This window comes from Streptomyces krungchingensis (assembly GCF_054729265.1).
Genome location: NZ_JBPUKY010000001.1, coordinates 1,883,004 through 1,896,732, shown reverse-complemented (window position 1 = coordinate 1,896,732; position 13,729 = coordinate 1,883,004). Strand labels below are relative to the sequence as shown.

Below are 13,729 nucleotides of genomic sequence, written 5' to 3'. Positions count from 1 at the left end.
CCGCCGTAGGATGCGGGAGACAGGTGCGGCAGACGGCTGGACTGGGAGCAGTAGACCATCGTGAGCAGCGAGAACACTTCGGCGGACGACGGGCAGCGGGTGTGGGACGTGGTCGTGGTCGGCGCGGGCCCCGCAGGGGCATCGGCCGCCTACGCGGCAGCGGTCGCGGGACGCAGTGTCCTGCTGCTGGAGAAAGCGGAGCTGCCCCGCTACAAGACGTGTGGCGGCGGCATCATCGGCCCGTCGCGCGACGCGCTGCCGCCCGGCTTCGAGCTGCCGTTCCGGGACCGGGTGCACGCGGTCACGTTCTCGCTCGACGGCAGGTTCACCCGCACCCGGCGTTCCAAGCAGATGCTGTTCGGGCTGATCAACCGGCCGGAGTTCGACCAGCAGCTCGTCGAGCACGCCCAGAAGGCGGGCGCCGAGGTGCGCACGGGCGTCACGGTCTCCCGTGTCGAGCAGCACGGCTCGGCCGTCCCCGACCGGCGCACCGTCGCCGTCGTGCTCCAGGGCGGTGAGACGGTACTGGCGCGGGCGGTCGTCGGCGCCGACGGCAGCGCCAGCCGCATAGGAGCCCATGTCGGCGTGAAGCTCGACCAGGTCGACCTCGGCCTGGAGGCGGAGATCCCGGTCCCGGAGACCGTCGCCGAGGACTGGCAGGGCCGGGTCCTCATCGACTGGGGCCCCATGCCCGGCAGTTACGGATGGGTGTTCCCCAAGGGTGACACGCTCACCGTCGGCGTGATCTCCGCGCGCGGCGAAGGCGCCGCCACCAAGCGCTACTTGGAGGACTTCATCGCCCGCCTCGGCCTCGCCGGCTTCGAACCGGCGGTCTCCTCGGGCCATCTCACGCGCTGCCGCGCCGACGACTCCCCGCTGTCGCGCGGCCGGGTCCTGGTGTGCGGGGACGCGGCCGGGCTGCTCGAACCGTGGACGCGTGAGGGCATTTCCTTCGCGCTGCGTTCCGGGCGGCTCGCGGGGGAGTGGGCGGTACGGATCGCCGAGGCGCACGACGCGGTGGACGCGCGGCGCCAGGCGCTCAACTACGCCTTCGCCGTCAAGGCGGGCCTCGGCGTCGAGATGAGCGTCGGCAAGCGGATGCTCAACGCCTTCGAGCGCCGCCCCGGTCTCTTCCACGCGGCGCTCACGACCGTCCGGCCCGCGTGGAGGGCCTTCACCGGGATCACCCGGGGGTCGACCTCGCTCGGCGAGCTGGTGCGTACCCATCCGATGGCCGGGCGGGCACTGACCGCGTTCGACCGCGGAGCGGCGGGTACGGCCGAGGGCTGAGCGTCGGCGCAGGCGAACGGCGAGTTCGGGGCGCCGGCAGGTCTCGGCGTGAGGGCCGGAGCCGGTACGGGGGGCCGTGTGCCCTGGACGCCGGGGCGCGTAGGCCTCTTGAAGGTCGGGTGCGGCCGACGGCTCAGTGCCCGACGCCGGTCGACAGCTCACGCCCGACGCCGGCCGACGTGCCCGCGGCCGGGTCCGTCGTGAGTCGCCGGGTGCCGGTGGCCGGGTCCGCAGTGGGCGGCCGTGCGCCGGCGGCCGGTTCGGCGCCGAGTCGCCGCATGCCCACGGCCGGGTCCGTGATGAAGCGCTGCCTGCCCGCCGCCGGGCCGTCGCGTGCCCGGGGTCAGCTGGTGACCGTGACGCGGAAGACCGGGTGGTCCGGGGCGATGCGCAGCAGTTCCTCGTTGGACGAGTCGGGGCCGACACCGTTGAAGAAGACGCCGACCTCCGCCTTCCAGCGCTTGAGGTAGGCACGCAGCAGCGGGACCTTGTCCGCGTCGGCGACCTCGGTCGCCGTGAACACGTCCACGTTCTTGCCGAGTCGCAGCTCGCCGCCGCCCGCCGCCCGCATGTTGTGGGTCCACTGGACATGACCGCGCGGGGCCACCAGGTACTGCTGCCCGTCCACGACGAGCAGATTGACCGGGGTCGTCCGCCACTCGCCGCTCTTGCGGCCACGCACGGCCAGCACGCGCGAGCCCCAGACGCTGAGCCCGCGACGCGTGATCCAGGCGACCGCGCGGTTGAAGACGTTCACGGTGAACCAGCCGGGCTTCTGGACGTGAGTGGACATGGTGACCCCCATCGATCGAGAGAGCGACGCTCTCTTTTGTGAGCACTGCTCTTGCTTCGAGAGCAGTTTGCTCCAGATCGGTGCACCAATGCAAGAGCGGTGCTCTCTTTTTGGAGCACCGTTCTTCAATCGGGGCGCTGATCTGGCTTGGAAGCATCGCTCCGATTTCGGATCGGCGCTCTCCTTTGTGTGCAGTGCTCTGCGAACGTGTCAGACTGCCCGGCATGAGTACCGCACGAGGGACGCGAGCATGAGTACCGCACGAGGGGCGCGAGCCCGCGCCAGGATCGAGGTCACCGCGGCCATCAAGGACGAGGCACGCAGACAGCTCGCCGCGGACGGTGCCGCCAAGCTCTCGCTGCGGGCCGTGGCCCGCGAACTGGGCATGGTCTCGTCCGCGCTGTACCGCTACTTCCCCAGCCGTGACGACCTGCTGACCGCACTCATCATCGAGGCGTACGACTCGCTGGGCGAGACCGCGGAGGCGGCGCACGCCGAGCTCGCCGGGGCGGACCCCCGGGAGCGCTGGATCACCGTGTGCATGGCGGTGCGCCGCTGGGCGCTGGAGCATCCGCAGGAGTACACGCTGATCTACGGCTCGCCGGTGCCCGGTTACAGCGCTCCGGAGACGACCATCCCGCCCGCCGCCCGGGTGGGCCTGCTCCTGATCTCCATCGTCAGGGACGCGTACCAGGACAAGGGGGTGGCCCGCACACCGCTGCCCGCCGAGCTGAAGCCGGAGGCGCGGCGCATGGCCGCCGAACTCGCGCCGGACCTGCCGCCCGAGACGGTGACGGCGCTCGTGGCCGCGTGGGCGCAGCTGTACGGGCTGATCGGTTTCGAGCTGTTCGGGCAGTTCCACCGGGTCGTCGAGGACCGGGAGGCGTTCTTCCGGCACGCGGCGGGGCGACTGGCCCACGAAGTCGGCCTGGTGTTCCCGCGGGCGGCCGGTTCCGCGGGCTAGTCGGGCGGGCTGGTTGGGCGGGCTGGTTGGGCGGGCTGGTTGGGCGGGCTGGTTGGGCGGGCTGTTCCGGCGGACTGGCCGGCCCCCGCTCCGCGGAGCGCCCCGGTACTCCCCGGGGAGTACGCCCGATCACCTCGCCCGGCGGACGCGGTCGCCGTCCGGGGAGGTCTAGCGTGACGGTCATGGAAGAGCAGCGCACCCCCAGGTCCCCGGCGTGGGGAGGGCCGCACCTGTGGTGGCGGCACGGGCCGCCCGGCTGGAGCCGCTGGGGCGACCCGGAGCGTGCCGCCCGCCTGCCGTGGCGGTCCACGCTCGCGCTGACGGTCTTCGTCCTCATCGGCTCGAACGTCGCGGGCCACTCCCAGACCGGTGATCGAGTCCAACTCGACCTCGTCGGGCGGGCGCTGTTGCTCGTGGCCTGCGGGCTGCTGCTGTGGCGGCAGCGGTGGCCGGTGCTCGTCGCGTTCGGCACGGCGGGGGCGGCGCTGGTGTATCTCGGCGCCGGATACCCGTACGGGCCCGTCTTCCTCACCGTCGCGCTGGGCTGCTTCAGCGCGGTCGTCAGCGGGCACCGCCGGGCGGCCTGGACGGCGGTCGGCCTGCTCTGGGCCGGGCATGTGCTGGTGGGGCACTGGCTGTACCAGTGGCTGCCGCCCGCCGGGGACGGGCCGGCGTCCTGGGGGCAGGAGATCGTGACCGCCACCTGGATCGTGGCGATCGTCGCGCTGTCGGAACTGGTCCGGGTGCGTCGGGAGCAGTGGGCCCGTGACCGGGCCGAACGGGCGCAGGCCGCACGGCGACGTGCCGACGAGGAGCGGCTGCGGATCGCGCGTGAGCTCCACGACGTGCTGGCGCACAGCATTTCGGTGATCAACGTCCAAGCGGGCGTCGGCCTCGCGCTGCTCGACTCCGACCCGGAACAGGCGCGTACGGCGTTGACGACCATCAAGGCCGCCAGCAAGGAGGCGCTCGGCGAGGTCCGGCAGGTGCTCGACACGCTGCGCGCCCCGGGGGAGGCGCCGCGTGCCCCGGCGCCGGGACTCGACCGCCTCCCCGAACTGGTCGAGCAGGCGGCGGGCGCGGGCCTCACGGTGGAGGTCGAGGGCGCGGACGCGGTGCCGAAGCTGCCGCCCGGGATCGATCTGGCGGCGTTCCGCATCGTCCAGGAGGCGCTCACCAACGTCGTGCGGCACTCGGGGTCGCGGCGCGCGCGGGTGCGGCTCGACCACGGGGAGAGCGCGCTGCGTCTGCGGATCGACGACGACGGACCGGCCACCGGCGCCGACGCGGGCGGAAGCGGCAACGGTCTGGCCGGAATGCGGGAGCGGGCCGCGGCCCTGGGTGGCACGATCGAGGCGGGCCCGCGGGACGACGGGGGCTTCCGCGTGCTCGCCGTACTGCCGTCGAAGGTCGAGGAGGACCGGTGATCCGTGTACTGCTCGCCGACGACCAGTCACTGGTGAGGGCGGGGTTCAAGGCGTTGCTCGACGCGCAGCCGGACATCGAGGTGGCCGGTGAGGCGGCCGACGGCGAGGAGGCGCTGCGCAGGGTGCGCGAACTGCGGCCGGACGTCGTCCTGATGGACATCCGGATGCCGCTGCTGGACGGTCTCGCCGCGACGCGCCGGGTCACCGACGACGCGGATCTGAAGGACGTCAAGGTCGTCATGCTCACCACGTTCGAGCTGGACGAGTACGTCTTCGAGGCAATCCGCTCGGGGGCCTCCGGCTTCCTCGTCAAGGACACCGAGCCGGAGGAACTCCTGCGCGCCGTACGGGCGGTGGTCGAAGGCGATGCCCTGCTGTCACCGGGAGTGACGCGGCGGCTGATCTCCGAGTTCGCGGCTCGTTCCAAGGAGCCGGCGGTCGCGGAGTCCCTCGCCGAACTCACCGAGCGGGAGAGGGAGGTGATGGCCCTGGTCGGCATCGGCCTCTCGAACGACGAGATCGCCCGGCGTCTGGTCGTCAGCCCGCTCACCGCGAAGACCCACGTGAGTCGCACGATGGTGAAGCTGGGGGCCCGGGACCGGGCCCAACTGGTCGTCCTCGCCTACGAGTCGGGGCTGGTGCGGCCGGGCTGGCTGGGCTGAGCACCGGTCTCGCGTCCGAAGCGGACCAGCACGGTGACCACCCGTACGGCGAAGACGAGGACGGCCGTGCCGACGCCCGTCATGACGAGTGCCCGCACGGCGGTGTCCGGCAGGTCGAGGAAGAGCGCGGGGCCGGCCACCGTCCCGAAGGCGACGGCCGCCACGAACGCCGCGCTGAGCAGTGCGTATCCGATCTCCACGGTCATCGCGTCCCGCTGGGCCTGGGTGCGCCGCCCGGACGTGGAGCCGTCGGTGTGCGTGTCTTCCGTGCCGCGGCCGCGTGAACGCCCAGGTGATCCCCCGTGGTTCTCCATCCGGCGAGTGAAACAGGTGTGCGTCCGGCGGGGCAAGGGGCCCCGCCGGACGCACAACCCTGGGGAGGCGTCCCCCTAGTCGCGGAGCGCCACCGGCTCCTTCTCCGCCTCCCTCTCAGGGGACTTGGCGACCAGGACCGAGTGTCCGGTGCGCCGTGTCCGCAGTCCCGGCAGGGTGATCAGCAGGCCCGCCACCGCGATGCCCGTCACCACGATCAGGCCGGGCCGGTAGCTGTCGAGGACGGCCTGGGGCGAGGCGCCCTCGGACGAGTTGGCGGTCACGACCGCGGTGACGACGGCCAGGAAGATCGCGCCGCCGACCTGCACCGAGGTGTTGAGCAGACCCGAGACCATGCCCTGCTCGTGGTCCTCGACACCGTTGGTGGCCTGGATGTTGAGCGAGGGGAAGACCAGCGCGCAGGCCGCGCCGATCAGCAGCATGGTCGGCAGGATGGCCGCCGCGTACGCGGGGTCGAGGTCGACGCGCAGGAAGAGCGCGTAGCCGGCGACCATCAGGGCGAAGCCCGTCGCGATGAGCCGCGGTGTGCCGAACCGGTCGACGACGGCGCCCACCTTCGTGGAGGACAGCGCCACCAGCGCGCCGGCGGGCAGGAAGGCGAGTGCCGTGTGCAGGGCGGACCAGCCCAGCAGCGACTGCATGTACAGCGTCACCAGGAACTGGAATCCGACGTACGAGCCGAAGAAGGCCATCGCGCCGAGCTGGGCCCGGATCTGGCTGCCCGAGCGCAGCACGCCGAGCCGGATCAGCGGGCTCGGGCTGCGTCGCTCGACGGCCACGAACACCGTGAGCAGGACGGCGACCGCGGCGAAGGAGAGCAGGGTGCGGGCCGAGCCCCAGCCCGCCTCGGGGGCCTGGACCACGGTGAAGACGAGCAGCAGCATCGCGCCGGTGCCGATGATGGCGCCGGGTATGTCGTACCCGCGGTGGTCCTTCTCGCGCTCGCTGCGCGGGATGAGCTTCAGGCCGGCGAGCAGGGCGATGACGGCGATGGGCGCGGGCAGCAGCATGGTCAGCCGCCAGCTCGCCTCGGTGAGCAGGCCGGACAGGACGAGGCCCATGGAGAAACCGGTGGCCGCGCAGGTGGTGTAGATGGAGAGCGCGCGGTTGCGGAGCGGGCCCTCGGCGAACGTCGTGGTGATGATCGACAGGCCGGCCGGGGCGGTGAACGCCGCGCTGAGGCCCTTGATGAAGCGGCTGGCGATGAGCAGCGGGCCCGAGTCGACGAGGCCGCCGAGCAGGGAGGCGAGCGCGAAGACCGCGAGAGCGACCAGGAAGACCTGGCGCCGGCCCAGCAGGTCGGCGGTGCGTCCGCCGAGGAGGAGCAGTCCGCCGTATCCCAGGATGTAGCCGCTGACGATCCATTGGAGCGTCGAGGTGGAGAGGTCGAGTTCGGAACCGATGGACGGCAGGGCGACGCCGACCATCGACACGTCCAGCGCGTCCAGGAACATCGCGGCGCAGAGCACCAGCAGGGTGCCCCACAGCCGAGGGGTCCAGCGTCCCTGTGATGCGGAGTGGGTGAGCGGAGAGGTCATGCGGTCGAGACTACATGCACATGCATTGAATGCAAGTGCATTTAATTCCGATGCAACAAAGGAATTTCTTTGCTACGGTGCGGCCATGGCGGGGAAGAAGGCCGAGCAAGGGCTCGTCGACCAGTGGCGCGACATCCTCGCGGTGCATGCCCGCACCCTGTGCGAACTGGACCGCGAACTGCATCAGCACGGCCTGGGCGCCAGCGACTTCGAGGTGCTCGACGTCCTCGCCGAGGGCACCGCTTCCGACGGCGGCGCCTCCTACCGCGTCCAGGAGATCTCCGAGCGCGTCCACCTGAGCCAGAGCGCGCTGTCCCGGCTCATCGGCCGCCTGGAGAAGGACGGTCTCGTCACGCGAGGGATGTGCCCGGAGGACCGTAGAGGTGTCCGCGTGTGCCTGACGCCGAAGGGGCGCGCCCTGCACGGTGACGTGCTTCCCGTGCAGCGCGCGGTGCTGACCCGGATGCTGGCCGGTGGCGCGCCCACCGGCTGCGAATGATCGCACCGGTCGCCCGGGGTCTGTGACCGGACCGGTCGCCCCGGGCCGTGGTGCGGCCGTCCCGGCTCCGGTCGATCTTCAGCTCCAGGTGATCCCGGACTTCTCCCGCCACAGTTCGGCCGTCGAGGCGTCGCCCGTCAGGCCCGGGAACGGCAGGCGGTTCCACAGGGACAGGTAGAGCTCGTCGGCAGGGCCGGCCAGCTCGCAGTCCGCCGCGCCTCGCTCCTCCCGCTCGCAGACGGGCGGCTCCTGCGAGAGCCGCAGGGTCCAGACCGTGTCCGGGACGTCCGTCGCCCGCACCCGCAGGACACGCGGCTCCCGCGTCCGCACCTTGCTCCGCGTCCGGCCGTGGAAGCCGCGCAGCAGCTCGTCGATCCCGTCCACCGCGAACTGTCCCGCGACGGCGCTCCGTTGCGGACCGAGTGCCGACTCGGCGTCGACCCGGTGCACCGTGGTCTCGTGGGCCTGCCGGCGCGCCCAGAAGGCGAGCGGCGAGGGCGCCGGCAGAAAACTCCAGCACTGTACGTCCGGCGCGGCGCCGGACAGGGTGTCGACGAGCCGGCGGTGTCCGTCCCTGAACCAGCCCAGGAGTTCGTCGCCGTCGAGATCCGGCAGACCGCCGCCGGGGTGGTACGAGGTGTGCCCCTCGGCGACGAACGAGGTCGCCCACCGGTGCACCATGCCCGTGTGCCGCACCAGGTCCCGTACCTGCCAGTCGGGGCAGGTCGCGACCTTGGCGTCGGGACCAGCCGCCTCGGCGGACGCGGCCAGCAGCCGGCCCTCACGGTCCAGGGTCTCCACGAACTCCGGAATCTCCATGTGGCGAGTCTGCCCGATGGGGCGCGGCCGAAGACGGGCGGCACGGTGGTACGGCATGGTGCGCACCCGGTGTTCGCACGGCGTCGGCGTCGCCCTCGCCCGGCGTTCGTGTGGCGGAGGCGTCAGCCCACGGCGGCGCGCCGGGTCGCGAACCCGATGGCGGCGGCCACGGCCGCCAGCGCGGCCACACTCGTCAGGGCGGTGGGCAGCGAGTACCAGTCGGCCATGAACCCGATCGCGGGCGGTCCGAGGAGCATGCCGCCGTAACCGAGCGTGGACGCGACGGCGACGCCGCTCGGTCCGGCGAGCGCCCCCGCGCGTTCCACGGCGACCGGGAAGATGTTGGCGAGCCCGAGCCCGGTGACGGCGAAGCCGAGGAGGGCCGCCCAGACCGTCGGGGCGAGCGAACCCAGCAGCATGCCGAGCGTCGCCGTGGTGCCGCCGGCGACGAGGGTGCGGGTCCGCCCCAGGCGTTCGAGGAGGGTCGTGCCGCTCAGTCGCCCGATCGTCATGGCGAGGGCGAAGCAGGAGTAGCCGGCCGCCGCGACGCCCGGGTGCGCCTCCAGGTCCTGTTCCAGGTGCAGCGCGCCCCAGTCCGCGAGGGCGCCCTCTCCGTAGGCGGTGCACAGGGCGATCAGGCCGAAGACGATCACCAGCAGGCGGACGCGGCCGTCCATGGTCCGGCCCGTGTCCGCGTCCCGGTCCTCGCGATCGGGCGGCGTCGGCACCTCCTGGCGGAGCAGGGTCCGTCCGGCGACAGCCGTGACGAGCAGGCCGATCAGACTGAGACCGAGCAGATGGCGGGTGGCGGACAACTGGCCTGCGACCAGACCGCCGAGTCCCGCCCCGATCATGCCGCCGAGGCTGAACGCCGCGTGGAAGCTCGGCATCACCGGGCGGCGCAGAGCGGCCACGAGGTCGACGGCCGCACTGTTCATGGCGACGTTGATACCGCCGTACGCGGCACCGAAGACCAGCAGTACGGCGGCCAGCGCGCCCGCGGAATGCGTCAGCGGAGGCAGCGTGACGCTGAGCGACAGCAGGACTCCGCACACCACGGTCATCGGATGGCTGCCGAAACGGCGGCACAGCCGTCCGGTGAGCATCATCGTGATCACGGCGCCCGCCGAGACACCGAGCAGGGCGAGGCCCAGGGTGCTCGCCGAGGCGCCGGTCTGTTCCTTGACGGCGGGGATGCGGACGACCCAACCGGCGAAGACGAAGCCGTCCAGGGCGAAGAAGGTGGTGAGGGCGATACGGAGCCGGGTGAGGTCGTGACCTGGCGTGATGTGCGGGGTGAGGGGTTTGTTTATTAGCGGCACAAATTCAGGCTAGGCGGGTGTGCCGAGGGAGGCAAGAGAGTTGACGGCTGAACGATCGCAGGCGGGCGGTCGGTCGTGCGCCGCGGTCTCCTTCTGTTTCCGCGACTTTGTCGCACGGCTCCGGTTGCTTCGTCACGCGGACGGACGGGCGGGAAGGCCCCGCCCGCGTCCGGCCGGCGGCGTCCGGCTGCCGAGGCGTCGAACCGGTGTGACGGGTGGGCCGCCGGTGGTGGAGTGCGGCCATGGTGGCGAGCGGGGCGCGTGGGGCGGCTTCCGGGGTCTTCGGAAGGCGTGAAAACCCGGGATGTGCGGGTCGGACGGCCCTGAGCGGACCGGTCCGCCCGATCCGCCGACTTCCGTTGCGGTAGGTGCCCTTGACAGCGTGCGTACTGTTTCGCGACGTTTGAGCCCTGCCGAACCGTTCAGGTCTCGGCCGCCGGTCGAGTGGGGAGCGTGTACACGGCGGGGATCGGCAGATACCAAGGAATGGCAGCACGCGGACAGCGCGTCATGGGGGGAGAGCGGTCGTCCATGCGTTCCATGAACAGTGATCCAGACGCCTCACCGGCCTGCGCCGCGACCGGTACGTCCCTCGCGGAGCCTCTGGAAGGGCGGTTGATCTGAGGTGGACATAACGATCCACGGACTCGACGAACTCGGTGCCTCGCTGTCCAAGGCGTGGCATCAGGCCATGGACGAGTCGCCCGTGTACGCCAACCCGTTCCTGGCCCCGGAGTTCGCGATCGGGGTCGGCAGGCACCGCTCGGGGGCACAGGTGGCGGTCCTGCGGGAGGACGGGGAGGCCGTGGGCTTCTTGCCGTACGAGCGCAACGCCTTCGGCGTCGGCCGGGCCGTCGGTCTGGGGCTCTCCGACTGCCAGGCCCTCGTGCACCGCCCCGGCGTCACCTGGAACGCTCAGGAACTGCTGGGGGCCTGCGGTCTGTCCATCCTCGAATTCGATCATCTCGTCGAGGAGCAGCAGCCGTTCGCCAAGCACGTCACGGGGACCTTCGCCTCGCCGGTGATCGACCTGGAGCGCGGCGACGGCGACTACGCGCGCTGGCTGCGCGCCACGTACCCGGGGCTGGCCAAGACGACGCTGAAGAAGGAACGCCGGATCGGACGCGACGCCGGCGAACTGCGGTTCGTCTTCGACGAGCGCGACCCGCGGATGCTGCGCCGCCTCATGGAGTGGAAGTCCGCGCAGTACCGCAGGACGGGGCGGATGGACCGGTTCGCGCGACCGTGGATCGTCGATCTGGTGGACCACCTGTTCGACGTCCGCGAGGAGCATTTCACCGGCGTGCTGTCCGTGCTGTACGCGGGGGACCGGCCGGTGGCCGCCCACTTCGGGCCGAGGTCGCGGACCGTGCTCGCGGCGTGGTTCACCGCGTACGACCCCGACTTCCACTACTACTCACCCGGGTTGATCATGCACCTGCGCACCGCGGAGGCGGCCGGCCGTGACGGGGTGCGGATCATGGACCTGGGGCGCGGCGACAAGGAGTACAAGGACTGGCTCAAGACCCGCGAACTGCGCGTGGGCGAAGGCTTCGCGGCCCGTGCGCATCCGGTGGCGGCGGTGCACAGAATGTGGCGCAGACCGGTGCGCGGTCTGCGCAACACGGTCCTCGCGCATCCCGCGCTCAGGGAGAGGGCCGACCGTCTGCTGAAGACGGCCGGCTCGATGCGTACGTCGCGTCGGCAGGGTTCCGGCGGAGCGGGGGCGCGGTCGCGCTGAGCGGGCCGCCTCCCTGTGAGGGGCCGGCGGGCGGGCGAGTGCCCGGTGGCGGCTGCTTCTCCGCGGTTCTGCCGATGGGGTCGCGGGCGGGCCGGGTGTACGCGTGCCGGCCGCTTTTCTGCAGTTCTGCCGGATGGGCTCGCGGGCGGGCCGGGTGTGTGGGCCGGCTGCGTCGTCCGCGGTCCTGCGGACGGGGTCGCGCGCGGGCCGTGGGGCCGTGTGCCGACCGCGACGTGTGTGTTCCTGTCGGGGGTGCGGGGCCGAGTTGTCCGTGCGCCGGCCGCGTCGCTGCCGCGAGCGCGTTGCGAGAGAGGGGCGCCCACGGCGGGCGGGCAGGCCGCGCCGCCCCAACTCCCCGGCGTGACCCGCTCCCTGATCCCGGACGGCCGGTGACGGCGACGGCGACGGTGTCGTGAGCCGCGCGCTTTCCGCGGCCCGGTCCGCCGATATGTGTCGATATGAGTGAATCATGCGCCGTGGTGATGCCTCAAGTGATCCTGCCCGCAAGGCCAAAAGAGGGTCGGGTTAGCATATGAGCACCGCCTAGCTCGAAAGATAAACCTGTGACTGTCAATGACGACTCGTTCACCAACTGGAAGAACCGCGAGGAGATCGCGGAGTCGATGATCCCGATGATCGGGAAGCTGCACCGGGAGCGTGACGTCACGGTCCTGCTGCACAGCCGGTCGTTGGTGAACAAGTCGGTGGTCAGCATCCTGAAGACCCACCGATTCGCACGGCAGATTGCCGGTGAGGAACTCTCGGTCACCGAAACCCTGCCTTTCCTGCAAGCTCTCACCACGCTCGATCTCGGCCCCTCCCAGATCGACATCGGCATGCTCGCCGCGACGTACAAGGCCGACGACCGCGGTCTGTCGGTGGCCGACTTCACCGCCGAGGCCGTCGCCGGTGCCATCGGCGAGAACAAGCTCGACCGCTCCACCGGCCGTGACGTCGTCCTCTACGGCTTCGGTCGCATCGGCCGCCTCGTCGCCCGTCTGCTGATCGAGAAGGCCGGTTCCGGCAACGGCCTGCGCCTGCGTGCCATCGTCGTCCGCGGTGGCGGTGACCAGGACCTCGTCAAGCGCGCCTCGCTGCTGCGCCGCGACTCGATCCACGGTCAGTTCAACGGCACGATCACGGTCGACGAGGCGAACAGCACGATCGTCGCCAACGGCAACGCGATCCGGGTGATCTACGCCAACGACCCGTCGGACGTCGACTACACGGCGTACGGGATCAAGGACGCCATCCTCATCGACAACACCGGCAAGTGGCGCGACCGCGAGGGTCTCTCCAAGCACCTGCGCCCCGGTATCGACAAGGTCGTCCTGACCGCTCCGGGCAAGGGCGACGTCCCGAACATCGTCCACGGCGTCAACCACGACATGGTGAAGCCGGACGAGCGCATCCTGTCCTGCGCCTCCTGCACCACCAACGCCATCGTCCCGCCGCTGAAGGCCATGGACGACGAGTACGGCGTCCTGCGCGGCCACGTGGAGACCGTCCACTCGTTCACCAACGACCAGAACCTGCTGGACAATTACCACAAGGCCGACCGACGCGGCCGCTCGGCGCCGCTCAACATGGTGATCACCGAGACCGGTGCCGCCTCCGCCGTCGCCAAGGCACTGCCCGACCTCAAGGCGCCCATCACCGGCAGCTCGATCCGCGTCCCGGTGCCCGACGTCTCGATCGCGATCCTGAGCCTGCGGCTCGGCCGCGAGACCAGCCGCGAAGAGGTCCTCGACTACCTCCGCAACGTCTCGCTGCACTCGCCGCTGAAGCGGCAGATCGACTTCACCACCGCCCCCGACGCCGTCTCCATGGACTTCGTCGGCTCGCGCCACGCGTCGATCGTGGACGCCGGCGCCACCAAGGTCGACGGTGACAACGCGATCCTCTACCTCTGGTACGACAACGAGTTCGGCTACTCCTGCCAGGTCATCCGCGTCGTCCAGCACGTCTCCGGGGTGGAGTACCCGACCTACCCGGCCCCGGTGGCCTGACTCGTAGGTTTCTGACAGACACCCGGAAGGTTCCGGACAACCCTGGAGGCCCGGGAGGTCCACCGGGTCCTCGCGACGGGCGGGGTGGTGGGAGAGACGGTCTGACTCGTTCCGGGTCCGGTCGCTCTCCGGCCGCCCCGCCCGTCGTCGTGTGCGGGGAGGCCTGGTCCGAAGGGTTCGCCGGGCCGGTCCGTGCGGGTGTCAGGATGCGCCGGGATTGGCCTCAGTCTGCGCCGAGGCTCGTCTCTGCGAGCCGACAACAGCGCACACCCAGGCCAGCTGGACTGCCGACGGGCCAATTGAAGCGCCGAGTCACACCACTGTGACTGAGC

At 71.3% G+C, this 13,729-nt stretch carries 12 protein-coding genes; 7 read left to right on the top strand and 5 right to left on the bottom strand.

Going from position 1 to position 13,729, the window contains the following annotated elements:
* Positions 1-60: 60 nt before the first annotated feature.
* The gene (locus ACSYGO_RS08565; RefSeq protein ID WP_426679277.1) at positions 61-1,290 is read left to right on the top strand and encodes a geranylgeranyl reductase family protein; all 1,230 of its coding nucleotides are present in this window, start codon (positions 61-63) and stop codon (positions 1,288-1,290) included.
* 343 nt (positions 1,291-1,633) lie between these two features.
* Here ACSYGO_RS08565 and ACSYGO_RS08560 read toward each other — a convergent pair whose 3' ends face one another.
* Entirely contained in the window at positions 1,634-2,083 is a 450-nt protein-coding gene (locus ACSYGO_RS08560; protein WP_426679275.1) for a nitroreductase family deazaflavin-dependent oxidoreductase, read from the bottom strand.
* A gap of 250 nt (positions 2,084-2,333) precedes the next feature.
* Between ACSYGO_RS08560 and ACSYGO_RS08555 the strand changes: the two genes are divergently transcribed.
* The 3 genes from ACSYGO_RS08555 (at position 2,334) to ACSYGO_RS08545 (ending at position 5,136) form a co-directional block, all read left to right on the top strand.
* Positions 2,334-3,047, top strand: a complete 714-nt coding sequence (locus ACSYGO_RS08555) for a TetR/AcrR family transcriptional regulator (protein WP_435228802.1) — start codon at positions 2,334-2,336, stop codon at positions 3,045-3,047.
* Positions 3,048-3,229: 182 nt separating this feature from the next.
* Positions 3,230-4,474: a sensor histidine kinase gene (locus ACSYGO_RS08550; RefSeq protein ID WP_426679273.1), complete on the top strand. Its 1,245-nt coding sequence runs from the start codon at positions 3,230-3,232 to the stop codon at positions 4,472-4,474.
* Complete coding sequence (locus ACSYGO_RS08545; protein ID WP_460386397.1) at positions 4,471-5,136, top strand: response regulator transcription factor; 666 nt, start codon at positions 4,471-4,473, stop codon at positions 5,134-5,136. The genes ACSYGO_RS08550 and ACSYGO_RS08545 overlap by 4 nt, the downstream gene beginning before the upstream one ends.
* Here the strand turns inward: ACSYGO_RS08545 and ACSYGO_RS08540 are convergent.
* Together ACSYGO_RS08540 and ACSYGO_RS08535 are read right to left on the bottom strand one after the other, a co-directional pair.
* Positions 5,097-5,342 carry a DUF6332 family protein gene (locus ACSYGO_RS08540; protein WP_426679311.1) on the bottom strand — a complete coding sequence of 82 codons (246 nt, stop codon included), beginning with the start codon at positions 5,340-5,342 and terminating at the stop codon, positions 5,097-5,099. The two genes, ACSYGO_RS08545 and ACSYGO_RS08540, sit on opposite strands and share 40 nt — an antisense overlap.
* Before the next feature lie 183 nt (positions 5,343-5,525).
* On the bottom strand, positions 5,526-7,007 hold the full coding sequence (locus ACSYGO_RS08535; RefSeq protein ID WP_432187598.1) for an MFS transporter: 1,482 nt from the start codon (positions 7,005-7,007) through the stop codon (positions 5,526-5,528).
* 85 nt (positions 7,008-7,092) lie between these two features.
* On the opposite strand from ACSYGO_RS08535, the gene ACSYGO_RS08530 reads away from it, so the two are divergent.
* Positions 7,093-7,506: a MarR family winged helix-turn-helix transcriptional regulator gene (locus ACSYGO_RS08530; protein WP_426679271.1), complete on the top strand. Its 414-nt coding sequence runs from the start codon at positions 7,093-7,095 to the stop codon at positions 7,504-7,506.
* 78 nt (positions 7,507-7,584) lie between these two features.
* Here ACSYGO_RS08530 and ACSYGO_RS08525 read toward each other — a convergent pair whose 3' ends face one another.
* Positions 7,585-8,325 (bottom strand): maleylpyruvate isomerase family mycothiol-dependent enzyme, encoded by a 741-nt coding sequence (locus ACSYGO_RS08525; RefSeq protein WP_460386396.1) that lies wholly within the window; start codon positions 8,323-8,325, stop codon positions 7,585-7,587.
* A gap of 122 nt (positions 8,326-8,447) precedes the next feature.
* Positions 8,448-9,647: an MFS transporter gene (locus ACSYGO_RS08520; RefSeq protein WP_460386395.1), complete on the bottom strand. Its 1,200-nt coding sequence runs from the start codon at positions 9,645-9,647 to the stop codon at positions 8,448-8,450.
* Between the two features lie 625 nt (positions 9,648-10,272).
* Between ACSYGO_RS08520 and ACSYGO_RS08515 the strand changes: the two genes are divergently transcribed.
* Positions 10,273-11,388 carry a GNAT family N-acetyltransferase gene (locus ACSYGO_RS08515; RefSeq protein ID WP_460386394.1) on the top strand — a complete coding sequence of 372 codons (1,116 nt, stop codon included), beginning with the start codon at positions 10,273-10,275 and terminating at the stop codon, positions 11,386-11,388.
* A 563-nt stretch (positions 11,389-11,951) separates the two neighbouring features.
* Entirely contained in the window at positions 11,952-13,397 is a 1,446-nt protein-coding gene (locus ACSYGO_RS08510) for a glyceraldehyde-3-phosphate dehydrogenase (RefSeq protein ID WP_345657576.1), read from the top strand.
* Positions 13,398-13,729: the final 332 nt, after the last annotated feature.